This window comes from Pseudomonas sp. EA_65y_Pfl2_P78, assembly GCF_963970495.1.
GTDB classification, from domain to species: domain Bacteria; phylum Pseudomonadota; class Gammaproteobacteria; order Pseudomonadales; family Pseudomonadaceae; genus Aquipseudomonas; species Aquipseudomonas baetica_A.
The window spans coordinates 48,800-73,176 of sequence record NZ_CAXAON010000022.1 but is presented as its reverse complement, the minus strand read 5'-3'; the positions used below and the strand labels follow the sequence as shown (position 1 = coordinate 73,176).

Here is a 24,377-nt window from a genome sequence, read left to right as displayed (position 1 = left end):
AGCAAGCCCGCTCCCACACTGAAATGCATTCCAATGTGGGGCTTGCTCGCGAAGGGGCCAGTGGCAGCGCCTTAGATCCTGAAGCTACCCACCAATTGTTTGAGACGCGCCGCTTGCTGCTCCAGATCCGAGCACGCCCGCAACGTCGCCTGCAAGTTCTCCACACCTTCCTGATTCAGCGTGTTGATCTCGTTGATCTCGACGTTGATCGACTCGACCACTGCCGTCTGCTCTTCAGTCGCAGTCGCCACCGACTGGTTCATCCCGTCGATCTCGCCGATGCGCTGGGTGACGCTGCCAAGGCGTTCGCCGGCCTGGTTGGCGATGCCGACGCTGCTTTCGCTCTCACGCTGGCTCTCGGTCATGATGTTGACGGCCTGACGGGCGCCGACTTGCAGCTCCTCGATCATGCCCTGCACTTGCTGCGCCGAATCCTGGGTGCGGTGTGCGAGGTTGCGCACTTCATCCGCGACCACAGCGAAACCACGCCCAGCCTCACCCGCACGGGCCGCTTCGATGGCGGCGTTGAGCGCGAGCAAGTTGGTCTGCTGCGAAATGCTGGTGATCACTTCCAGAATCTGGCCGATGTTCACCGTGTTGCTGTTCAGGGTTTCGATGTTGCCGCAGGAGTCGCTGATCTTCGCCGACAACTGCTGCATGGCGTGGATGGTTTTATCCACCACCTGCTGACCGTCGACGGCTAGGCTGCGCGCGTCGCTGGAGTGCTGCGAGGCGAGGGCGGCATTCTGGGCGATTTCCTGGGCGGCGGCTCCGAGTTGGTTGATCGCGGCGGCGACGCTGTTGGTACGGCTCGCTTGCTGATCGGAGTTGTACATCGACGAGTTCGACGCGGCGACCACGCGCAGGGCGACTTCGTTGACCTGGCCGGTCGCGGAGGCCACTTCGCGGATCGAGGTGTGGATACGTTCGACGAACCGGTTGAACGATGTGCCCAGCGCGCCGAACTCATCGTTGCCGTGGATCATCAGACGTTTGGTCAGGTCGCCTTCGCCTTCTGCGATGTCGTGCATCGCGCGGCCCATGGTCAGCAGTGGTTGCATCAGCACGCGGATCAGCATGCCGAGCAGGGCGATGATGATCACCACGGCGATGACCATGGCAATCAGCGCCGAGGTGCGGAATTCGCTGAGCATCGCGAACGCGGTGTCTTTATCCAGCACCAGCGCCACGTACCAGTCAGCCGATGGCACGCCATTGACGCGGGTGAAGGAGATCAACTGCGTCTTGCCGCCGAACTCGACTTCCTTCAAACCGGGGCTGACGTTTGGCGCACCGTTCGGATAGGCCTCGGCGAGGGTCTTGAGCACCAGTTTGCTGTCCGAGTGGATCAGGATTTTGCCATCGGCGCTGACGATAAATGCGTGACCATGGCCGCCGAAGTTCAGCGAGTTGATGATTGCGCTGACGCTGCTCAGATCGATATCGGCACCGGCGACGCCAATCATCTGGCCCTGGCGCTGCACCGGGGTGGCAACAGTGATGACCAGTTTGCCCGACGAGGCGGCGATGTACGGTTCGGTGACGATGGTTTGCTGCGCACTGTCGGCCGCTTTGTACCAGCCACGGGCGCGCGGGTCGTAATCCGGTGCGCGGTTGCCGGCCGGTACCGAGAACATCACGCCATCCGCGCCGCCGAAGTAGCTGAGCTGGAAGTTACCGGTGTAGGCGGGCAGGTCGATGATGCGTTTCAGGCTGGCGGGCGCGTTGCCGTCGGCGACAACTTGCTGGGCCAGCGATTGCAGCAATTGGATGCGGCTTTCCAGCCAGGTCTGGATGTTGCTGGTGGTCAGGCTGCCCAGTTCCTGCATCGAGGCTTCGGTGCTGCTGTTCAGGGCTTCGCGTTGTCGGTAGTCATTGAAAAAGATGAAACAGGCGAACGCAACGGCCACCACGAGGGCGGCAGCCAACAAGATTTTGTGGCTGAATTTCAGGTTTCTGGTCATCGAATGAGCTACCGCGAAGGGGCTGGTCAAGAAATGGCGGCAATTTGCCACATCTGGGGGCTTTGCGCTGCTCTTGTTTCGACCGCTGCGCGCCAAAGATTAGGCGGCTTTGATGAAAGGCGACGAAATGCTCAATAGCCGCACGAAGTGCCTGATTTTCCGGTAAATGCCGGACGAGTGGCCATATAAATAGCCAACTTGGAAGGGAACCAGAAGAGGGTTTTCTCTTCTAAGCTTCTGGTTGGCACCCTGCCATCCCCCCCTCGCTCCAGGAGTTACACCATGTCGCTGCGATCTATCGCCCTGCTGTCGTTTTGCGTGCTGTTGGCCGCATGCAGCAAGGTCAATCAGGAAAACTATGCCAAGCTTTCGGCCGGCATGGCCAAGGCCGAGGTTGAAACCTTGCTCGGCAAACCCACCGATTGCTCGGGCGCGCTCGGCATGTCCAGTTGCACCTGGGGCGACAAGAACAGCTTTATCAGCGTGCAGTACGCCGGTGACAAAGTGCTGATGTTTTCCGGCCAAGGCCTGAAGTAAACCGGGGCTTCGCGCCCACGGAGAAGAAGAATGAAGCGGTTATTGCTAATCCTTTTTGCCGGCCTGGTACTGGCCGGCTGCGCCACGTCCGGCGTGGACCCTTTGGCGCCGAAAACCGTCAACAGCGTCAATCTCAAGCGTTACCAAGGCACCTGGTATGAACTGGCGCGCTTGCCGATGTATTTCCAGCGCCATTGCGCGCAATCCGAAGCTCGCTACACCCTTCAGCCCGACGGCAACATGGGGGTGTTCAACCGCTGCCTGACAAAAGACTGGGAGTGGCAAGAGGTCAAGGGTACGGCTTATCCGCAGGTTCCGGGCAAGACCGACAAGCTGTGGGTCGAGTTCGACACCTGGTTCTCACGGTTGATACCGGGTGTGGCGAAGGGTGAATACTGGGTGTTGTACGTCAGCGATGACTACAAGACCGCCATCGTCGGCGACCCGAGTCGCAAGTACATGTGGTTGTTGTCGCGTACGCCGACTGTCAACGGCGTGGTGCGTGAGGATCTGCTGAGCAAGGCGCGGCAGCAGGGTTACGACACCACTCGACTGATCTGGCGCACCACGGATCGGCAGATGGCCAAGACGTCGAATTAACCAGCACCGCCTATCAAATGTGGGAGCGGGCTTGCTCGCGAAGAGGGCGTGTCAGTCGACGCAAGTGTTGACCGATACACCGCTTTCGCGAGCAAGTCCGCTCCCACATTTTTTGCGTTGTGTCAGCCTAAAAGCTCGCGCAGGACTTGAGTGAAGGCTCGCGCACTGTCTTCTTCCCCCGCATGCCGCCCATCGCGCACCACCCACTGGCCATTAACCAGCACGTCACGCACCTGACGATCACCGCCGGCAAACAACCAGCGATTCAGAATCCCGTCGCCATTGGCCGTCGCCAGGTACGGATCATTGCCATCGAGCACAATCCAGTCCGCCCGCTTACCGACTTCAAGCGCTCCAATTGGTTGCCCCAGTGCCTGAGCACCGCCCTCCAGCGCGGCGTCGTACAACGTGCGCCCGACCATCGGCTGATCCGCGCCATACAAGCGGTTGCGTCGTTGATCACGCAGACGCTGGCCGTATTCCAGCCAACGCAATTCTTCCACCACGCTGAGTGACACATGGCTGTCAGAGCCGATACCCAGGCGGCCACCTTGAGCGAGGAAGTCCACGGCCGGGAAAATCCCGTCGCCCAGGTTGGCCTCGGTGGTCAGGCACAAACCGGCGATGGCGCGACTCTTGGCCATTAGCGTGACTTCTTCCGGATTGGCGTGAGTGGCATGGACCAGGCACCAGCGTTGATCGACTTCGGTGTTTTCATAGAGCCATTGCAGGGGGCGGCGCCCGCTCCAGCTCAGGCAGTCATCGACTTCCTTTTGCTGCTCGGCGATGTGGATGTGCACCGGGCACTGCTTGTCACTGGCCGCCAGCACTTCGCTGATTTGCTGCGGGGTGACCGCGCGCAACGAGTGGAAGCACAGACCCAACGATTGCGCCTTTTGCTGTGCCAACAGCGGCTGCAAACGTGATTGCAGCTTCAAGTAGTTTTCGCTGCTGTTGATGAAGCGGCGTTGGCCGTCATTCGGGGGCTGGCCGCCGAAACCTGCATGGCTGTAGAGCACCGGAAGCAGCGTCAGGCCGATGCCGCTGTCACTGGCGGCCTGACTGATGCGCAACGCCAGTTCGGCCGGGTCGGCGTACGGCTGACCCTTGCTGTCGTGGTGTACGTAATGAAATTCGGCCACCGAGGTGTAACCGGCCTTGAGCATTTCGATGTACAGCTGTCGGGCGATCACGCCGAGTTGATCCGGGCTGATTTTTCCGACGAGCCGATACATCAGATCGCGCCAGGTCCAGAAACTGTCGTTGGGATTGCCGGCCACTTCGGCCAGCCCGGCCATCGCCCGCTGGAACGCGTGGGAGTGCAGATTGGGCATCCCCGGCAGCAACGGCCCGCTCAGCCGTTCGGCGCCCTCTGCGGTGGAATCGGCCTGGATTTGGGTCAACACGCCATCAGCGCTGACCTCAAGACGTACATGATTGGCCCATCCGTTAGGCAGCAGCGCGCGTTCGGCAAAGAAAGCGGACATGGTTCAGCACCCCATCGTGTGTTATTTGTATATACATATACAGATGTTTGCCTGCTCGGTAAACTCCGGCAAGCTAGCAACCTCTACCGACGAACAAGGATCCACCGTGCCGACTCCGCCTCCAGTTTCCCCGTTGGCCGCGAACATGGGCGACAGTCCGGCGCCCTTGTACGCGCGTGTCAAACAGATGATCACCCAGCAGATCGACAGCGGTAACTGGCCGCCGCACTACCGCGTGCCGTCGGAAAGCGAATTGGTCAATCAACTCGGTTTCAGCCGCATGACCATCAACCGCGCGCTGCGCGAGATGACCGCCGACGGCCTGTTGGTGCGCATGCAAGGTGTCGGCACTTTTGTCGCCGAACCGAAGAGCCAGTCCGCGCTGTTTGAAGTGCACAACATCGCTGATGAAATCGCCTCCCGTGGTCATCGCCATACTTGCCAGGTCATCACCCTTGAAGAAGAGGCCGCCGGTTCCGAGCGGGCGCTGGCGCTGGACATGCGCGAAGGGCAGAAAGTCTTTCACTCGCTGATCGTGCATTACGAAAACGACATCCCGGTGCAAATCGAGGACCGTTTCGTCAACGCGCTGGTCGCCCCGCAATACTTGAAGCAGGACTTCACCCTGCAAACGCCTTACGCCTACCTCAACCAGGTCGCGCCGCTGACCGAGGGCGAGCATGTGGTTGAAGCGATTCTTGCCGAGCCGTCGGAGTGCAAGTTGCTGCAGATCGAGAAAGGCGAGCCGTGCCTGCTGATTCGCCGCCGCACCTGGTCGGGGCGTCAACCGGTGACGGCTGCGCGTCTGATTCACCCAGGTTCTCGTCATCGTCTGGAAGGACGCTTTCATAAATGAATGGTTTGAAAGTTTTACGCGCCGAAGGCTACCCGCGCATGCCGTGGAAGAACGGCGGCGGCAGCACTGAAGAAATCACCCGCGATGCGGGCGCAGGTCTGGAGGGTTTTGGCTGGCGCCTGTCGATTGCCGATATCGCGGAGTCGGGCGGTTTTTCGACCTTCGCCGGTTATCAACGGGTGATCACCGTGTTGCAGGGTGACGGCATGACCTTGTGTGTGGACGGTGACGACACCCAGCCTCTGTTACCCCTCGACCCGTTCGCTTTCGGAGGTGAAAGCCAAGTGTCCTGTACGTTGCTTGGCGGGGCGATTCGCGATTTCAACCTGATCTATGCTCCGCAGCGCTACAGCGCACGTTTGCAATGGCTGGACGGCGCGCAGCGGTTTTTCAGCTCGGCGGGGACGCTGCTGGTGTTCAGTGTCAGTGAGTTGCTGCAAGTGACAGTCGGTGAGGACAGGGCACAACTTGGCCGGCATGATTGCCTGCAACTGGACGGTAACACCGGGTTGGTTGAAATCTCCGTCGATGGCGGTTGCTGCGTAATCGAGCTGACAGCACGCTGACCTGAATCGGGTCACACATCCTGTGGCGAGGGAGTAAATCCCCTCGCCACCCATGTATTCACACTTCTTGTTTCCCCGGCGCACCAATTTGTTACCGAACGCCCCAGCGTGGCGCAACACCACGCTTTCGTAACCCTCTCGCAATGCCCCAAACACACCCCCGCGAAAAATTTAACCCACGCCAGAACCCTTGATTCAGGCGTCCTCCAGCCTCGTCCGCTATGTTTCTTGAGCCGCCCTTCAACAAGTTGGCCGCTTGATTGCATATGCTTGTATGTACAAGTAAAGACGTATGCGTATGAGTCGCTCGAGACTCTCTGCAGCGTCCACTGATTCGCTTGCGCGCATTGAAGCGCACAGGCTGCTTGCCCACTGCCAGGGTTGGTTTGAATTGATCGCTGAGGAGTCTTTTTCGTGACTGACAACAAAATGACCGCTGCCCCTTTTACAAAGCACCGTGACGTCGAAATCCGTGCTGCACGCGGTAACAAGCTGACCGCCAAAAGCTGGCTGACCGAAGCGCCGCTGCGCATGCTGATGAACAACCTTGATCCGCAAGTGGCCGAGAACCCGAAAGAACTGGTGGTCTACGGTGGCATCGGTCGTGCGGCGCGTAACTGGGAGTGCTACGACAAGATCGTCGAGAGCCTGACCAATCTCAATGACGACGAGACCCTGCTGGTGCAATCCGGCAAGCCGGTCGGCGTGTTCAAGACTCACAGCAACGCCCCGCGCGTACTGATCGCCAACTCCAACCTCGTCCCGCACTGGGCGAGCTGGGAGCATTTCAACGAACTCGACGCCAAAGGCCTGGCCATGTACGGCCAGATGACCGCCGGCAGCTGGATCTACATCGGCAGCCAGGGCATCGTCCAGGGCACCTACGAAACCTTCGTTGAGGCCGGTCGTCAGCACTACAACGACAACCTTACCGGCAAGTGGGTCCTGACCGCCGGGCTGGGCGGCATGGGTGGCGCTCAGCCTCTGGCCGCAACCCTGGCCGGCGCTTGCTCGCTGAACATCGAATGCCAGCAGGTCAGCATCGATTTCCGCCTGAAAAGCCGTTACGTCGACGAGCAAGCCACTGACCTCGACGACGCCCTGGCGCGCATCGACAAGTACACCAAAGAAGGTAAAGCGATTTCCATCGCGCTGCTGGGCAACGCCGCTGAAATTTTGCCGGAACTGGTCAAGCGTGGCGTGCGCCCGGACATGGTCACCGACCAGACCAGCGCCCACGACCCACTCAACGGCTACCTGCCGGCCGGCTGGAGCTGGGACGAATACCGCGCCCGCGCCAAGACCGAACCGGCCGCTGTGATCAAAGCCGCCAAGCAGTCGATGGCCGTGCACGTCAAAGCGATGCTGGAATTCCAGAAGCAAGGCATCCCGACCTTCGACTACGGCAACAACATCCGTCAGATGGCTCAGGAAGAAGGTGTTGAAAACGCATTCGACTTCCCGGGTTTCGTACCGGCCTATATCCGTCCGCTGTTCTGCCGTGGCATCGGTCCGTTCCGTTGGGCGGCCCTGTCGGGCGATCCACAGGATATTTACAAAACCGACGCCAAGGTCAAAGAGTTGATCCCGGACGACGCCCACCTGCACAACTGGCTGGACATGGCCCGTGAGCGCATCAGCTTCCAGGGCTTGCCGGCGCGTATCTGCTGGGTTGGCCTGGGCCTGCGCGCCAAGCTGGGTCTGGCATTCAACGAAATGGTCCGTAGCGGCGAGTTGTCGGCGCCGATCGTGATCGGTCGTGATCACCTCGATTCCGGCTCGGTGGCCAGCCCGAATCGTGAAACCGAATCGATGCAGGACGGTTCCGACGCCGTGTCCGACTGGCCTCTGCTCAACGCTCTGCTCAACACCGCGAGCGGCGCGACCTGGGTGTCCCTGCACCACGGCGGCGGCGTGGGCATGGGCTTCTCCCAGCACTCGGGCATGGTGATTGTCTGCGACGGTACGGACGAAGCGGCCGAGCGTATCGCCCGCGTGCTGCACAACGACCCGGCCACGGGTGTCATGCGTCACGCCGATGCCGGTTACCAGATCGCCATCGACTGCGCCAAGGAACAGGGCCTGAACCTGCCGATGATTACCGGTCAATAAACGCAACTCTGTGGGAAATGCTTTGGGTGGGGGTGGGCTTGCTCACGAATGCGGTGGATCAATCAGCACATGTTTCGAATGTGCCGACCCCTTCGCGAGCAAGCCCGCTCCCACCAAAAGCAACCCACGCAAGACGCTCAGTGAACTCGAATAACAATCCACAGAGGTTGAATCATGGCTGTTAACCCTGATCGTGCAGGCAACAAACCGTTGATCGAAAGGCGTTCGATCGACTACATCCCGGAAGCGGAAAGACACGGTCGTCTGTTTAGCCAATTCACCCTGTGGATGGGTGCCAACCTGCAAATCACTGCGATTGTCACCGGGGCGTTGGCCGTGGTGCTGGGCGGTGATGTGTTCTGGTCGTTGATCGGTCTGTTGATCGGTCAACTGCTGGGCGGCGGGGTGATGGCACTGCATGCGGCGCAAGGGCCGAAGCTCGGTCTGCCGCAGATGATTTCCAGCCGTGTGCAGTTCGGCGTTTATGGCGCGGCCATCCCGATTGTGTTGGTGTGCCTGATGTATCTGGGTTTCACCGCTACGGGCACGGTGCTTTCCGGCCAGGCGCTGGGCCAGTTGTTTGGCGTCAGCGACAGCGTCGGCATTCTGATCTTCGCCAGTGTCATCGTGCTGGTCACGGTGATGGGTTATCGGGTGATCCACTGGATTGGCCGCGTCGCCAGCGTCATTGGCGTGATTGCTTTCGTATTTCTGTTCTGGCGTCTGATGAGCCAGACCGACGTCGGTGCACTCCTGCAAATCCGTCACTTTAGCTGGAGCAGTTTTTTGCTGGCGGTGTCGCTCGCGGCGTCCTGGCAGATCGCTTTCGGCCCTTACGTGGCGGACTACTCACGCTACCTGCCGAGCAAGACGTCAGCGGTGAAAACCTTTTTCGCTGCGGGCGCCGGTTCGGTGATTGGCGCACAAGTGGCGATGATCCTTGGTGTGTTCGCTGCCGCTTCAGCCAACGGCCAGTTCGCCGGCCATGAAGTGGCTTATATCGTCGGTCTGGGCGGAACCGGTGCCACCGCTGCGTTGCTGTATTTCAGCATCGCGTTCGGCAAGGTCACCATCTCGACGCTGAACTCCTACGGCAGCTTCATGTGCATCGCGACCATCATCAGCGGTTTCCGTGGCCACCTGACGGTGTCGCGCTTGCAGCGTCTGGTTTTCGTGGTGGTCATCGTCGGGGCGGCAACGCTGATCGCATTGCTCGGTCAGCACTCGTTCCTTGGTGCGTTCAAGTCCTTCATTCTGTTCCTGCTGGCGTTTTTCACGCCTTGGAGCGCGATCAACCTGGTCGACTACTACTGCATCACCCGCGAGCGCTATGACGTGCCGGCACTGGCCGATCCAAATGGTCGCTACGGCCGCTGGAACGTCCTCGGTATCAGCGTCTATGTGTTCGGTGTGCTGGTGCAACTGCCGTTCATTTCCACCAAGTTCTACACCGGCCCGCTGGTGGCCGCCCTCGGCGATGTGGATATTTCCTGGATCATCGGCCTGGTGCTGCCCGCCGCCCTTTATTACGTGTGCGCAAAAAAATGGCACAGCACGGTGCCCGATCACCTGATTCTGCCGGTCGAGCAGGACAGCCATGCACAACCTGAGAAAAACAGGGCCAGTCGCGCTGCGGCGCAGGCCTGATTGGACGTGGACAGGGCTGGATGCCTCTTGACTGCCGTAAGCCCAACTCATGATTAGGAGCGTCACGACAATGAAATCGAACAAGACCCTGCTGACCACACTGCTTTCGATGGGCCTGCTCGCCAGTGCCGGCGCCACCCAGGCGGCCGGCTGGTGCGAATCGGGCAAACCGGTGAAATTCGCCGGGCTGAACTGGGAAAGCGCCATGCTGCTGACTGACGTGCTGCAAGTGGTGCTGGAGAAAGGTTACGACTGCAAGACCGATAGCTTGCCGGGCAACTCCATCACCATGGAAAACGCCCTGAGCAGCAACGACATTCAAGTGTTCGCCGAAGAATGGGTCGGCCGCAGCGAGGTCTGGAACAAGGCCGAGAAGGCCGGCAAGGTCGTTGGTGTCGGCGCGCCGATCGTGGGCGCCGTTGAAGGCTGGTACGTGCCGCGCTACGTGATCGAAGGCGACGCCAAGCGCAAGCTTGAGCCCAAAGCCCCGGACCTGAAAAACATCGCAGACCTGGGCAAATACGCCGCCGTGTTCAAGGACGCTGAAGAACCTTCCAAAGGCCGTTTCTACAACTGCCCGGCTGGCTGGACCTGCGAACTGGACAACAGCGAAATGCTCAAAAGCTATGGTCTGGAAAGCAGCTACACCAACTTCCGTCCGGGCACCGGCCCGGCGCTGGATGCGGCGGTGTTGTCGAGCTACAAGCGTGGTGAACCGATCCTGTTCTACTACTGGTCGCCGACCCCGCTGATGGGCCAGATCGACGCGGTCAAGCTCGAAGAAAAACCGGGCGTCGACAAGACAGTGAGCATCAAGGTCGGCCTGTCGAAAACCTTCCACGAGCAAGCCCCGGAACTGGTGGCCGTGCTGGAAAAGGTCAACCTGCCGATCGACCTGCTGAACCAGAACCTGGGACGCATGGCGAAGGAACGTATCGAGTCGCCAAAACTGGCGAAAATCTTCCTCAAGGAACATCCTGAAGTCTGGCACAAGTGGGTGAGCGACGACGCCGCCAGGAAAATCGACGCGGCCTTGTAGGTTGAGCTTCTCCGGCTGCCGGCATCGGCAGTCGGACGCTTGATCGCAACCCCTTGATTGAGAGTCTCTTATGTTTCCCGAAAGCTTTACCTTTTCCATCGCCGACTGGGTCAACGGTTGGGTCGATTCGCTGGTCACCAACTACGGCGATGTGTTCCGCCATATCTCCGACACGCTGCTGTGGGCCATCGTCAACCTCGAAGGCATGCTGCGTGCAGCACCCTGGTGGTTGATGCTGGCGATCGTCGGCGCCGTGGCCTGGCACGCCACACGCAAAGTGGCGACCACCGCGGTGATCGTCGGTTTGCTGTTTCTGGTGGGCGCTGTCGGCCTGTGGGACAAGCTCATGCAAACCCTGGCGCTGATGATGGTCGCGACGATCATTTCGGTGCTGATCGGCATCCCGCTGGGGATTCTCTCGGCACGCAGCAATCGCCTGCGTTCGGTGTTGATGCCGCTGCTCGACATCATGCAAACCATGCCCAGCTTCGTGTACCTGATCCCGGTGCTGATGCTGTTCGGTCTGGGCAAGGTGCCGGCGATTTTCGCGACCGTCATCTACGCCGCACCACCGCTGATTCGCCTGACTGATCTGGGCATTCGCCAGGTCGACGGCGAGGTGATGGAGGCCATCAACGCTTTCGGCGCCAACCGCTGGCAGCAACTGTTCGGCGTGCAACTGCCGCTGGCCCTGCCAAGCATCATGGCCGGGATCAACCAGACCACCATGATGGCCCTGTCGATGGTGGTGATCGCCTCGATGATCGGTGCCCGGGGTCTGGGTGAAGACGTACTGGTGGGCATTCAGACCCTCAACGTCGGACGCGGCCTCGAAGCCGGTCTGGCGATCGTGATTCTCGCAGTGGTCATCGACCGCATTACTCAGGCATACGGTCGGCCACGGCATGAGGTGAGCAAATGAACGACGCAACCGTGAGCAAGATCGAAGTCAAAAACGTCTTCAAGATTTTCGGCAACCGTGCCAAGGACGCACTGGCGATGGTCGGCCAGGGCAAGACCAAGGATCAGGTACTGAGCGAAACCGGTTGCGTGGTCGGGGTCAATGACCTGTCGCTGAGCATCGGCACCGGCGAGATCTTCGTGATCATGGGCCTGTCCGGCTCGGGCAAATCGACCCTGGTGCGCCACTTCAATCGTCTGATCGACCCGACCAGCGGCGCGATCCTGGTCGACGGCGTGGACATCCTGCAATACGACATGGATGCCCTGCGTGAATTTCGTCGGCACAAGATCAGCATGGTGTTCCAGAGCTTCGGCCTGCTGCCGCACAAGACCGTCCTCGACAACGTCGCCTACGGCCTGAAAGTGCGTGGCGAGAGCAAGCAGATGTGTAACGAGCGTGCGCTGCACTGGATCAATACCGTGGGCCTCAAGGGCTACGAAAACAAATACCCGCACCAACTGTCCGGTGGCATGCGCCAGCGTGTCGGCCTGGCCCGGGCTCTGGCGGCGGACACCGACATCATCCTGATGGACGAAGCGTTCAGCGCCCTGGATCCGTTGATCCGCGCCGAGATGCAAGACCAGTTGCTGGAGCTGCAAAAGACCCTGCACAAGACCATCGTCTTCATCACCCACGACCTCGACGAAGCCGTGCGCATCGGGAATCGCATTGCAATTCTCAAGGACGGCAAGCTGATTCAGGTCGGCACGCCAAGAGAAATCCTGCATTCGCCGGCTGATGAATATGTCGACCGGTTCGTGCAGCGGCGGGCGGCGGTGGTTTAGGCAGTTTTGTGTTGGCTGGTCCGGCCCCTTCGCGAGCAAGCCCGCTCCCACATTTGGAATGCGTCCCCTGTGGGAGCGGGCTTGCTCGCGAAGGCGTCGGTAAAGCTGCATCAATATTACGGTTGAGGTTTTAGATGTCCCAGGCTGAAAAAATCGTTATCACTGGCAGCCCCCTGCGTTGGCAGGACGTGGTCGCCGTCGCCCGGCACGGCGCGCAATTGGAGTTGTCGAGCGAGACCTGGGCGCGCATCGAAAACGCACAGGCCATCGTCCAGCGCATCGTCGAAAGCGGCGAGCGCGCGTATGGCGTCAACACTGGTCTGGGCGGGTTGTCCAACGTCTCGCTCAAAGACGAACAACTCAGCCAGTTGTCGCGCAATACCTTGCTCAGCCACGCCTGCGGCGTTGGTCCGGTACTGCCTGACGAACAGACCCGCGCGATCATCTGCGCGGCGATCCACAACTACAGCCACGGCAAATCCGGCATTCATCGGCGGGTGGTCGAAGGGCTGCTGGCGCTGCTCAATCGCGGCATCACCCCGCAAGTGCCGTCGCAAGGTTCGGTGGGTTACCTGACCCACATGGCACACATCGGCATCGCGCTGCTGGGCGTGGGCAATGTCAGCTATCGCGGCCAGATCACCTCGGCGCAACAGGCGTTGTCCGAAGAGGGGCTGCAACCGGTGCCACTGGGGGCGAAGGACGGTTTGTGCCTGGTCAACGGCACGCCTTGCATGACCGGCCTCAGTTGCCTGGCGATTGCCGATGCCACGCGTCTGCTGCAATGGGCCGACGTGATCGGCGCGATGAGTTTCGAAGCCCAGCGCGGACAGATTGCGGCGTTCGATGCCGAGATCATCGCGCTCAAGCCGCACCCGGGCATGCAGCAGGTTGGTGTCAATCTGCGCGCCCTGCTCGACGGCAGTGAAGTGATCGCCTCAAGCAAAGGCATTCGCACGCAGGACGCCTTGAGTATCCGTTCGATCCCGCAGGTGCATGGCGCCGCGCGCGATCAACTGGCGCACGCGATCAAGCAGGTCGAAGCCGAACTCAACGGCTGCACCGACAATCCGTTGCTGCTTGGTACGCCGGATAACTTCCGGGTCATGTCGCAAGCCAATCCGCACGGCCAGTCGGTGGCGATGGCGGCGGATCTGCTGGCAATCGCCATGGCCGAAATCGGCTCGATTGCCGAACGTCGTCTCGATCGCTTGGTCAACCCGCACGTCAGCGGTTTGCCGGCGTTTCTGGTGGCCAACCCGGGGGTGAACTCGGGGATGATGATCGTGCAATACGTCGCCGCGTCGCTGTGTGCCGAAAACCGCCAATTGGCGCAGCCGGCGGTGCTCGACAACTACATCACCTCAGGCTTGCAGGAAGACCACCTGAGCATGGGCACCAACGCTGCGCTGAAGCTGCACCGCGCCCTGGAAAACTGCACGCAGATCCTCGCCATCGAATATCTGCTGGCGGCGCAGGCGTTTGAATTCTTGAAAGAGCAGCGTTTTGGCGCGGGCACTGATATCGCGTGGTGCCTGCTGCGTGAGAAAGTCCCGGCCTACGATCAGGACCGCTGGCTGGCGCCGGATATCGCCGCCGCTGCGAGCGTTTTGAAAGATACGAACGCGCTGCACAACGTCTTACCGAATCTGCACTGACAATACCCATACCAGCGTGCCAAGGCGCGGATCGTCCACAAGACGAGAAACGACGGATAACGGAATGCTCCGGAGCGACTGGTAGTTAATAACAAACTCTCAAAAGGAGCATTTAAATGACTGCGCTGAACCTGATCCCCGGCCAACTGAGCCTGGCCCAACTGCGTGATGTTTTTCAAAACCCGGTCAAGCTGACCCTCGACAACAGTGCATCAACGCAGATCGAAGCCAGCGTTGCCTGCGTCGAGCAGATCCTCGCCGAGAACCGCACAGCCTACGGCATCAACACCGGTTTCGGCCTGCTGGCCTCGACCCGCATCGCCAGCGAAGACCTGGAAAACCTTCAGCGTTCGCTGGTGTTGTCCCATGCCGCCGGTGTCGGTGAGCCGATCAGCGATGCGCTGGTGCGGCTGGTTATGGTGCTCAAGGTCAACAGCCTCAGCCGTGGTTTCTCCGGCATCCGCCGTGTGGTGATCGATGCGCTGATCGCGCTGATCAACGCCGAGGTTTATCCGCACATTCCGCTCAAGGGGTCGGTGGGCGCATCCGGCGACCTCGCGCCACTGGCGCACATGTCGCTGGTGCTGCTGGGCGAGGGCAAGGCGCGGCACAAGGGCGAGTGGATGGCGGCGACCGAAGCGCTGAAAGTCGCCGGTCTGACGCCGCTGACGCTGGCGGCAAAGGAAGGTCTGGCGCTGCTCAACGGTACTCAGGTGTCTACTGCGTTTGCGCTGCGCGGTCTGTTTGAAGGTGAAGACCTGTTCGCTGGCGCCTTGGCGCTGGGCGGTCTGACGGTTGAAGCGGTGCTCGGTTCGCGCTCGCCGTTCGACGCGCGTATCCACGCCGCCCGTGGTCAGAAAGGCCAGATTGACGCCGCTGCCGCTTACCGTGATCTGCTCGGTGAGCGCAGCGAAGTATCCGACTCGCACCAGAACTGCGAAAAGGTTCAAGACCCTTACTCGCTGCGCTGCCAGCCGCAAGTCATGGGCGCGTGCCTGACCCAGTTCCGTCAAGCGGCTGAAGTGCTGGCGATCGAAGCCAACGCCGTGTCGGATAACCCGTTGGTGTTCGCCGCTGAAGGCGATGTGATTTCCGGCGGTAACTTCCACGCCGAACCGGTGGCCATGGCCGCTGACAACATGGCCCTGGCCATCGCTGAAATCGGCTCGCTGAGCGAACGCCGCATCTCGCTGATGATGGACAAGCACATGTCGCAACTGCCGCCGTTCCTGGTGGCCAATGGCGGCGTGAACTCCGGTTTCATGATCGCCCAGGTGACGGCGGCAGCGCTGGCCAGCGAAAACAAGGCGCTGTCCCATCCGCACTCGGTGGACAGCCTGCCGACGTCGGCCAACCAGGAAGACCACGTCTCGATGGCCCCGGCGGCCGGCAAGCGTCTGTGGGAAATGGCCGAGAACACCCGCGGGATTCTTGCGGTGGAGTGGCTGGCGGCGGCGCAGGGCCTGGACTTGCGTAACGGTCTGAAAACCTCGGCGAAGCTGGAACAGGCCCGGGCGATTTTGCGTAAAGAAGTGCCGTTCTATGAGAAGGATCGGTTCTTTGCGCCGGACATCAATGCCGCGACTGAGTTGTTGGCATCGCGTTGCTTGAGCGAGCTGGTTCCTGCCAGGCTTTTGCCGAGCCTGTGATGGCCTTTTCCCGAGCAAGCCCGCTCCCACAGGGAAACGCATTCCAAATGTGGGAGCGGGCGTGCTCGCGAATCGATTTTGAACAAGACGAGGACTTGGGATGAAAACCCTCTGGCAACACTGCCACGTCGCAACCATGGCGCAAGGCGTCTACTCGATCATCGAGGATGCGGCCATCGTGACGTCCGGTGCGCACATCGAGTGGATCGGCCCGCGCAATCAATTGCCATCCGGCGAATACCCGGCGGTCAATGACTTGCAAGGCGCGTGGGTCACCCCCGGCCTGATCGACTGCCACACCCACACGGTGTTCGGCGGCAACCGCAGCGGCGAGTTCGAAAAGCGCCTGCAAGGCGTTAGCTACGCCGAGATCGCCGCGGCCGGCGGTGGCATCGCCAGCACCGTACGTGCGACGCGCGAAGCGAGCGAAGACGAATTGTTCGCCAGTGCCGCCAAACGCTTGAAAAGCCTGATGCGTGACGGCGTGACCACGGTCGAGATGAAATCTGGCTACGGCCTCGATCTGGCCAATGAGCGCAAGATCCTGCGGGTGATTCGGCGTCTGGCTGCCGAACTGCCGATCAGCGTGCGCAGCACCTGTCTGGCCGCACATGCGCTACCGCCGGAATACAAGGATCGCGCTGACGATTACATCGATCTGGTCTGCACCCAGATGCTGCCAGCGTTGGTCGCCGAAGGTTTGGTTGATGCCGTGGATGCGTTTTGCGAATACCTGGCGTTTTCGCCGGAACAGGTGGAACGCGTGTTCATCGCCGCCCACAAACTGGGTCTGCCGGTGAAGCTGCACGCCGAGCAATTGTCGTCGTTGCACGGCTCCAGTCTGGCGGCGCGCTACCACGCGTTGTCGGCCGATCACCTGGAGTTCATGGACGAAGCCGACGCCATCGCCATGGCCGAATCCGACACGGTCGCGGTGCTGTTGCCGGGCGCGTTCTACTTCCTGCGTGAGACCCAACTGCCGCCGATGGAAGCCTTGCGCAAGCACAAAGTGAAGATCGCCATCGCCAGCGACCTCAACCCCGGCACTTCGCCGGCGCTGTCGTTGCGCCTGATGCTCAACATGGCGTGCACCTGTTTTCGCATGACCCCGGAAGAAGCCTTGGCCGGCGCGACGATTCATGCGGCGCAAGCGCTGGGCATGGCTGACACCCACGGTTCGCTGGAAGTCGGCAAGGTTGCGGATTTCGTCGCCTGGCACATTGATCGTCCGGCGGACCTGGCCTATTGGCTCGGTGGTGATCTGGACAAACGCGTCGTGCGTCACGGCGTCGAATCAAGTCTGTAGGAGAACGGATGTGGATAAGGTTCTGAGTTTCAAACAAGGTCGTGTGCCGCTGCTGATCAGCATGCCTCACGCGGGGCTGCGTCTGACGCCTGCGGTCGAGGCTGGCCTGATCCCTGATGCGAAAAGCCTGCCGGACACCGACTGGCATATTCCTCAGTTGTACGATTTTGCCGAAGAACTGGGCGCCAGCACTTTGGCAGCCGAATATTCGCGTTTCGTCATCGACCTGAACCGGCCGTCTGACGACACGCCGCTGTACGCCGGCGCCACCACCGGGCTGTACCCGGCGACGCTGTTCGATGGCATCCCGTTGTTCAAGGAAGGCCAGGCGCCTTCCAAAGAAGAACGCGCGACGTACCTTGAGCAAATCTGGACGCCGTACCACCGCACCCTGCAGGAAGAACTGGCGCGGTTGAAGGCCGAATTCGGTTACGCGTTGCTGTTCGACGCGCACTCGATCCGCTCGATCATCGCGCACCTGTTCGACGGCAAACTGCCAGACTTCAACCTCGGTACCTTCAATGGCGCCAGTTGTGATCGGCAACTGGCCACGCAACTGGAAGCGATCTGCGCTCGCCACGGCGAGTACAGCCACGTCCTGAACGGACGCTTCAAGGGCGGCCACATCACCCGCCATTACGGCAACCCGGCCGAGAACATCCACGCCGTGCAACTGGAACTGTGTCAGTGCACCTACATGGAGGAGTTCGAACCGTTCCGCTATCGCGCCGACCTGGCCGAGCCGACGCAAGTGGTGCTCAAGGAATTGCTGCAGGGCTATCTGGCCTGGGCAAAGTCTCACTACACCGCATAACCCACTGTGGGAGCGGGCTTGCTCGCGAAGGCGTCACATCAGTCAACATATGGGTTGAATGACACACCGCTTTCGCGCGCAAGCCCGCTCCCACTCGGTTTATCGGCAGCAGAAAAATCGCGGTAGTGCACAGGCATGCTCATTGACGTAAATCGGGTTTATGATGCCCAACGGCAGAATAATAGAAGTCCCCCCCAGGGATGACCTCGACCCCTTACGGAGCGCGCAATGCAGACTTTGTTCCCGCAGATCAAACCTCACGCCCGGCACGATCTGGCTGTCGACGACACGCATACGCTGTACGTCGACGAGAGCGGTTCACCGCAAGGCTTGCCGGTCGTGTTCATCCACGGCGGCCCTGGCGCCGGTTGCGATGCTCAGAGCCGACGCTATTTCGATCCGAACCTGTACCGCATCGTCACTTTCGACCAGCGCGGTTGCGGACGCTCCACCCCGCACGCCAGCCTGGAAAACAACACCACTTGGGATTTGGTCGCCGACCTTGAGCGCATCCGCCAGCACCTGGGCATCGAAAAATGGGTGCTGTTCGGTGGCTCGTGGGGGTCGACCCTGGCGCTGGCCTATGCACAAACTCACCCGGAGCGTGTGCATGGCTTGATCCTGCGCGGGATCTTTCTCTGCCGCCCGCAGGAAATCGAGTGGTTCTATCAGGCTGGCGCCAGCCGTCTGTTCCCCGATTACTGGCAGGACTACATCGCGCCGATCCCGCTGGACGAACGCGACGACCTGCTCAGCGCTTTCCACAAGCGCCTGACCGGCAACGACCAGATCGCCCAGATGCACGCCGCCAAAGCCTGGTCGACCTGGGAAGGGCGCACCGCGACCCTGCGGCCGAACCCGCTGGTGGTCGATCGGTTCTCCGAGCCGCAGCGCGCGCTGTCGATTGCGCGGATCGAATGCCACTACTTCACCAACAATGCCTTCCTTGAACCGAACCAACTGATTCGCGACATGGGCAAGATCGCTCACTTGCCGGGCGTGATCATTCACGGTCGTTACGATGTGATCTGCCCACTGGATAACGCCTGGGAATTGCATCAGGCGTGGCCGAACAGCGAGTTGCAGGTGATTCGCGACGCCGGTCATGCGGCGTCCGAACCGGGTATCACCGACGCGCTGGTGCGCGCCGCGGGCAACATGGCCCAGCGCCTGCTCGACCTGCCGCCCGAAGAAGCATGAAGGGCCTGTTACAGCGAGTGCGTGGCGCTCGCGTAGAGGTGGCGGGCGAAATAGTGGGTGCGGTCGATCAGGGGTTGCTGGTCCTGGTGGCGATCGAGCCCGACGACACGCGTGTCAGCGCCGACAAACTTCTGCATAAGCTGCTTAACTATCGGGTATTCAGCGACGCCGAGGGCAAGATGAATTTGTCCTTGGCGGACGTGGGAGGCGGGTTGCTGCTGGTCTCTCAGTTCACCCTGGCCGCCGACACCAAAAGCGGGTTGCGGCCGAGCTTTTCAACGGCGGCGCCACCGGCTCTGGGTGAGGAATTGTTCGACTATCTATTAAGCAAAGCGAAACAGGTGCATGGCACTGTGGCATCAGGTAGATTCGGCGCCGATATGCAGGTGCATTTGGTCAACGATGGCCCGGTTACCTTTTTGTTACAGACCTGAAAACACCGGAAACACCTTCTTTAGGAAATTTCGACTGTTTTTAGGGTGTTTTCGCGATAAATACTTTGCTAGCCCTGATGCGTTGTCACGCGGGCTACTAGATAATCGCGCGCTATGGGGATCAGCGTTCGTTGGTCCATTTTTGACTTAGGTAGAGACTTGTCTGGATCCGATTGGGGAATCATTTTGCCCCAGCGGAGTCGGAACAATGCTCGCCAACCTGGCATATAGATAGCTGGCCGTTGGTTTTTTGATCTGTTTTCGGCGAGGGTTGCTCGTGATTGTTAGTCCCTGTAATGCAGCAAAATTGTCTGCCAAACGCGTTCGAAGTGCTTTGGTAGCGGGCTCCGCGCTCCTGTGCCTGCTCAGCGCCAGTCAGCTTTGGGCGTTCAATCTTGACGATGTATCGGCCAAGGCTAAAGAGCTGGCCGGACAGAAGTTCGAAGCCCCTCGCAGCAACCTGCCGAACGAATTCCGCGACATGAAATTCGCGGACTATCAGAAAATCCGCTTCCTCACCGAAAAGGCTGAGTGGGCTGATCAGAAGACCCCGTTCAAACTGTCCTTCTATCACCAGGGTATGCACTTCGATACACCGGTGAAAATCAACGAAATCACGGCTAACACCGTCGAAGAGATCAAATACGATCCTTCGCGTTTCGATTTCGGCGATCTGAAATTCGATCCCAAGGCCACCGATAAACTCGGTTATGCCGGTTTCCGTGTGCTGTACCCGATCAACAAGGCCGACAAGCAAGACGAAATCATGACCATGCTGGGCGCGAGCTACTTCCGCGTCGTCGGCAAGGGGCACACCTATGGGCTGTCGGCGCGTGGCCTGGCCATCGACACCGCATTGCCGTCGGGCGAAGAGTTTCCGCGTTTTCGCGAGTTCTGGATTGAACAGCCCAAGCCGGCTGACAAGCATCTGGTGATCTACGCCCTGCTGGATTCGCCGCGTGCCACCGGCGCCTATCGTCTGATCCTGCGTCCGGGCAGCGACACCATTGTCGACGTCAAGGCGCAGATGTTCCTGCGTGACAAGGTCGGCAAACTGGGCATCGCCCCGTTGACCAGCATGTTCCTGTTCGGCGCCAACCAGCCGTCCAAAGTCCTCAACTACCGTCGAGAACTGCACGACTCCAGCGGTCTGTCGATCCATGCCGGCAATGGCGAGTGGATCTGGCGTCCGCTGAACAACCCTAAACACCTGGCCGTGAGCAACTTCAGCGTCGACAACCTGCGCGGTTTTGGTCTGCTGCAACGTGGCCGTGACTTCAGCCACTACGAAGACCTCGACGACCGCTACGACAAGCGCCCAAGCGCCTGGATCGAGCCGAAGGGCGACTGGGGCAAGGGCACCGTTGATCTGGTAGAGATTCCGACCGCCGACGAAACCAACGACAACATCGTTGCGTTCTGGAGCCCGGAAAAAATGCCGGAGCCGGGCCAGCCACTGGACTTCGCCTACCGCATGCACTGGACCATGGATGAAGCCGCGATTCACGCACCGGACAGCGCCTGGGTTGCGCAGACGCTGCGTTCGACCGGTGACGTCAAGCAGTCGAATCTGATCCGTCAACCCGATGGCAGCGTTGCCTACCTGGTCGACTTCGAAGGTCCATCGCTGGCGGCGCTGGCCCCGGATGCCGACGTTCGCAGCCAGGTCAGCGTCGGTGACAACGCCGAATTGGTTGAAAACAGCGTGCGCTACAACCCTGAAACCAAGGGCTGGCGCTTGACCCTGCGGATGAAAATCAAGGACGCGAGCAAGTCGACCGAAATGCGTGCCGCACTGGTTCAGCCATTGGTAACCGCTGATCTGGCCAAGTCGGCCGTGCCGACGTCCAACTCCTCCGTTGCCAAAGCCGACAAGGTGGCCGCCAAGCAACAAGCGAAAGCCGACAAGGAAGCCAAGGCAGCCGAGGCCAAACAGGCAGATGCCAAGCCAGACGCAGAGGCCAAGGACAAGGCCAATAAAGACGCCAAGCAGCCAGCCGCTGCGGACGCGGCCCCAGCCACACCGGAATCGGCACCGACTGAAGAAGTCCTGACCGAGACCTGGAGCTATCAGTTGCCTGCCGATGAGTAACTCTCAAGTACAGCCAGAGACTCTGTCCGAGTATCTGGCGCATCTGCCGATGACCGACGAGCAGCGCGCGGAACTCGCGGGTTGCCAGTCGTTCAGCGAGTTGCATGAACGCCTGTCATCCTCGACGTTCGACGCGCCGACCGAAGCCGCCCAGGCTTCGGTGGGCAAGCGCCTGACCTTGAGCACGGCCGAAGCGCTGGAAGATGCGCAAATGCTGGTGCTCGACGCCAGCGGCCGGATCAGCCTCAAGGCCACGCCGCCGATTCGTCGCACCAAAGTCGTGCCGGAGCCTTGGCGTACCAATGTTCTGGTGCGTGGCTGGCGCCGCCTGACCGGCCGCACCAACCCGCCGCAACCGCCCAAAGACGAAAACGTACTGCCGGCCGCGCGCTGGCGTACCGTCGGTTCGATCCGCCGCTACATTCTGTTGCTGCTGATGCTCGGCCAGACCATCGTTGCCGGCTGGTACATGAAAGGCATCATGCCGTACCAGGGCTGGTCTTTCGTCGACCTGGACGAAGTCCTGCACCAGCCGCTGCTGCAAACGGCCACGCAAGTGCTGCCGTATGCGCTGCAAACCAGCATCCTGATTCTGTTCGGGATTCTGTTCTGCTGGGTGTCTGCCGGTTTCTGGACCGCACTGATGGGCTTTCTCGAATTGCTCACCGGTCACGATAAATACCGCATCTCCGGCAAAAGCGCCGGCAACGAGGCGATTCCAAAAGATGCGCGCACCGCACTGGTGATGCCGATCTGCAACGAAGACGTGCCTCGGGTGTTTGCCGGTCTGCGTGCGACGTTCGAATCGGTGGCCGCCACCGGTGACCTGGATCGTTTCGACTTCTTCGTGCTCAGCGACAGTAACGACACCGACATCTGCGTGGCCGAGCAACAAGCCTGGCTGGACGTCTGCCGCGAAGCCAAAGGCTTCGGCAAGATTTTCTATCGCCGCCGACGCCGCCGTGTGAAACGCAAGAGCGGCAACCTCGACGACTTCTGCCGTCGCTGGGGCGGTGACTACAAGTACATGGTCGTGCTCGACGCCGACTCGGTCATGAGCGGCGAGTGCCTGACCAGTCTGGTGCGCTTGATGGAAGCCACGCCGGACGCCGGGATTATCCAGACCGCGCCGCGTGCGTCGGGCATGGACACTTTGTATGCGCGCATGCAGCAGTTCGCGACCCGCGTGTATGGCCCGTTGTTCACTGCCGGTCTGCACTTCTGGCAGTTGGGTGAATCCCATTACTGGGGTCACAACGCGATCATCCGCATGAAGCCGTTCATCGACCACTGCGCCCTGGCGCCGTTGCCGGGCAAAGGCGCGTTTTCCGGGGCGATCCTGTCTCACGACTTCGTGGAAGCGGCGCTGATGCGGCGTGCCGGCTGGGGCGTGTGGATTGCCTACGACCTGCCGGGCAGCTACGAAGAGTTGCCGCCCAACCTGCTCGATGAACTCAAGCGTGACCGTCGCTGGTGCCACGGCAACCTGATGAACTTCCGACTGTTCCTGGTCAAAGGCATGCACCCGGTGCACCGTGCGGTGTTCCTGACGGGCGTGATGTCGTACCTGTCGGCGCCGTTGTGGTTCTTCTTCCTGGTGCTGTCCACCGCGCTGCTGGCGGTGAACACGCTGATGGAGCCGCAATACTTCCTCGAACCGCGCCAGCTCTATCCGCTGTGGCCACAATGGCACCCGGAAAAGGCAATCGCGCTGTTCTCGACCACGATCGTGCTGCTGTTCCTGCCGAAGTTGTTGAGCATCATCCTGATCTGGGCCAAGGGCGCGAAAGAGTTCGGCGGCAAGTTCAAAGTGACGCTGTCGATGCTGCTGGAGATGCTGTTCTCCATGCTGCTGGCGCCGGTGCGGATGATTTTCCACACCCGTTTCGTACTGGCTGCGTTCCTGGGGTGGGCCGCCACCTGGAACTCGCCACAGCGTGACGACGACTCCACGCCATGGAGCGAGGCGGTCAAGCGCCACGGGCCGCAAACGCTGCTGGGCTTCTGCTGGGCGCTGTTGGTGATCTGGCTGAACCCAAGCTTCCTGTGGTGGCTGGTGCCTATCGTCGGTTCGCTGATGCTGTCGATCCCGGTGTCGGTGATTTCCAGCCGTGTGGGTCTGGGCTTGAAGTCCCGTGACGAGAGCCTGTTCCTCATCCCTGAGGAATACAATCCGCCACAGGCGCTGTTGGCCACCGATCAGTACACCCACGAAAATCGCTGGCACGCACTGAACGACGGCTTTGTCCGCGCCGTGGTCGACCCGCAGCAGAACGCTTTGGCGTGCTCGCTGGCGACGGCCCGTCACGGCCAGGCGGAGCCGATCGAGTGGCTGCGTCAGGAGCGTGTGCGTCACGCACTGAAGGTTGGCCCGGCAGCGCTGAGCAACCATGATCGCCTGCAACTGTTGAGCGATCCGGTCGCTTTGGCGCGGCTGCACGAGCAGGTCTGGGCCGAAGGTCACGCCGAGTGGCTCAACGCCTGGCGCGCATCGGTGAAAGCCGACCCACACGCGCCGCTGCTACCGCTGCGACCGGTCAGCCCGCAGGCTCAACCGGCCTGATGAAAAAAACCCGCGAAAGCGGGTTTTATGGCGCTGAGAAGTCCCGCGCCTTGGGATGAAGCTGGCTGCCAGCGATAACATCACCTCGGGCCAGAGCGAACCGA

General features: G+C 60.7%; 19 protein-coding genes and 1 pseudogene. 17 read left to right on the top strand and 3 right to left on the bottom strand.

Going from position 1 to position 24,377, the window contains the following annotated elements; translation table 11 throughout:
• Positions 1-71 precede the first annotated feature (71 nt).
• The gene (locus tag AACY02_RS26070; RefSeq protein ID WP_445262002.1) at positions 72-836 is read right to left on the bottom strand and encodes a methyl-accepting chemotaxis protein; all 765 of its coding nucleotides are present in this window, start codon (positions 834-836) and stop codon (positions 72-74) included.
• A 93-nt stretch (positions 837-929) separates the two neighbouring features.
• Positions 930-1,964: pseudogene (locus AACY02_RS26065) on the bottom strand (cache domain-containing sensor histidine kinase); the annotation flags it as partial.
• Positions 1,965-2,246: 282 nt separating this feature from the next.
• On the opposite strand from AACY02_RS26065, the gene AACY02_RS17265 reads away from it, so the two are divergent.
• On the top strand, positions 2,247-2,501 hold the full coding sequence (locus AACY02_RS17265) for a lipoprotein (RefSeq protein ID WP_042557222.1): 255 nt from the start codon (positions 2,247-2,249) through the stop codon (positions 2,499-2,501).
• 30 nt (positions 2,502-2,531) lie between these two features.
• Positions 2,532-3,101 carry a lipocalin family protein gene (locus AACY02_RS17260; protein WP_221733125.1) on the top strand — a complete coding sequence of 190 codons (570 nt, stop codon included), beginning with the start codon at positions 2,532-2,534 and terminating at the stop codon, positions 3,099-3,101.
• Positions 3,102-3,223: 122 nt separating this feature from the next.
• On the opposite strand, the gene AACY02_RS17255 is transcribed toward AACY02_RS17260, so the two are convergent.
• Positions 3,224-4,588 (bottom strand): formimidoylglutamate deiminase, encoded by a 1,365-nt coding sequence (locus AACY02_RS17255; RefSeq protein ID WP_339432984.1) that lies wholly within the window; start codon positions 4,586-4,588, stop codon positions 3,224-3,226.
• Between the two features lie 145 nt (positions 4,589-4,733).
• Here AACY02_RS17255 and hutC point away from each other — a divergent pair, with 145 nt between their 5' ends.
• The 15 genes from hutC (at position 4,734) to mdoH (ending at position 24,273) form a co-directional block, all read left to right on the top strand.
• Positions 4,734-5,444: a histidine utilization repressor gene (gene hutC / locus AACY02_RS17250; RefSeq protein ID WP_221733185.1), complete on the top strand. Its 711-nt coding sequence runs from the start codon at positions 4,734-4,736 to the stop codon at positions 5,442-5,444.
• Complete coding sequence (locus AACY02_RS17245) at positions 5,441-6,010, top strand: HutD/Ves family protein (protein WP_339432983.1); 570 nt, start codon at positions 5,441-5,443, stop codon at positions 6,008-6,010. Before hutC ends, AACY02_RS17245 begins: the two co-directional genes overlap by 4 nt.
• 429 nt (positions 6,011-6,439) lie before the next feature.
• Positions 6,440-8,122, top strand: a complete 1,683-nt coding sequence (gene hutU / locus AACY02_RS17240) for a urocanate hydratase (protein ID WP_339432999.1) — start codon at positions 6,440-6,442, stop codon at positions 8,120-8,122.
• A gap of 174 nt (positions 8,123-8,296) precedes the next feature.
• On the top strand, positions 8,297-9,769 hold the full coding sequence (locus AACY02_RS17235; RefSeq protein WP_339432982.1) for a purine-cytosine permease family protein: 1,473 nt from the start codon (positions 8,297-8,299) through the stop codon (positions 9,767-9,769).
• A gap of 70 nt (positions 9,770-9,839) precedes the next feature.
• Positions 9,840-10,808: an ABC transporter substrate-binding protein gene (locus AACY02_RS17230; protein WP_339432981.1), complete on the top strand. Its 969-nt coding sequence runs from the start codon at positions 9,840-9,842 to the stop codon at positions 10,806-10,808.
• A 70-nt stretch (positions 10,809-10,878) separates the two neighbouring features.
• Positions 10,879-11,730 (top strand): ABC transporter permease, encoded by an 852-nt coding sequence (locus tag AACY02_RS17225; protein ID WP_221733120.1) that lies wholly within the window; start codon positions 10,879-10,881, stop codon positions 11,728-11,730.
• Complete coding sequence (locus tag AACY02_RS17220) at positions 11,727-12,557, top strand: quaternary amine ABC transporter ATP-binding protein (RefSeq protein WP_339432980.1); 831 nt, start codon at positions 11,727-11,729, stop codon at positions 12,555-12,557. The genes AACY02_RS17225 and AACY02_RS17220 overlap by 4 nt, the downstream gene beginning before the upstream one ends.
• A 134-nt stretch (positions 12,558-12,691) precedes the next feature.
• The gene (hutH, locus tag AACY02_RS17215; protein ID WP_339432979.1) at positions 12,692-14,215 is read left to right on the top strand and encodes a histidine ammonia-lyase; all 1,524 of its coding nucleotides are present in this window, start codon (positions 12,692-12,694) and stop codon (positions 14,213-14,215) included.
• 116 nt (positions 14,216-14,331) lie between these two features.
• Positions 14,332-15,864: a histidine ammonia-lyase gene (gene hutH / locus AACY02_RS17210; RefSeq protein WP_339432978.1), complete on the top strand. Its 1,533-nt coding sequence runs from the start codon at positions 14,332-14,334 to the stop codon at positions 15,862-15,864.
• 100 nt (positions 15,865-15,964) lie between these two features.
• The gene (hutI, locus tag AACY02_RS17205) at positions 15,965-17,170 is read left to right on the top strand and encodes an imidazolonepropionase (RefSeq protein ID WP_339432977.1); all 1,206 of its coding nucleotides are present in this window, start codon (positions 15,965-15,967) and stop codon (positions 17,168-17,170) included.
• A gap of 10 nt (positions 17,171-17,180) precedes the next feature.
• Complete coding sequence (gene hutG / locus AACY02_RS17200; protein ID WP_339432976.1) at positions 17,181-17,984, top strand: N-formylglutamate deformylase; 804 nt, start codon at positions 17,181-17,183, stop codon at positions 17,982-17,984.
• A gap of 228 nt (positions 17,985-18,212) precedes the next feature.
• Entirely contained in the window at positions 18,213-19,184 is a 972-nt protein-coding gene (gene pip / locus AACY02_RS17195) for a prolyl aminopeptidase (RefSeq protein ID WP_339432975.1), read from the top strand.
• Positions 19,181-19,618 carry a D-aminoacyl-tRNA deacylase gene (gene dtd, locus AACY02_RS17190; RefSeq protein WP_339432974.1) on the top strand — a complete coding sequence of 146 codons (438 nt, stop codon included), beginning with the start codon at positions 19,181-19,183 and terminating at the stop codon, positions 19,616-19,618. The genes pip and dtd overlap by 4 nt, the downstream gene beginning before the upstream one ends.
• A gap of 277 nt (positions 19,619-19,895) precedes the next feature.
• Positions 19,896-21,710, top strand: a complete 1,815-nt coding sequence (locus AACY02_RS17185; protein WP_339432973.1) for a glucan biosynthesis protein G — start codon at positions 19,896-19,898, stop codon at positions 21,708-21,710.
• Entirely contained in the window at positions 21,703-24,273 is a 2,571-nt protein-coding gene (gene mdoH / locus AACY02_RS17180; protein ID WP_339432972.1) for a glucans biosynthesis glucosyltransferase MdoH, read from the top strand. Before AACY02_RS17185 ends, mdoH begins: the two co-directional genes overlap by 8 nt.
• The last annotated feature ends 104 nt before the right edge of the window (positions 24,274-24,377 follow it).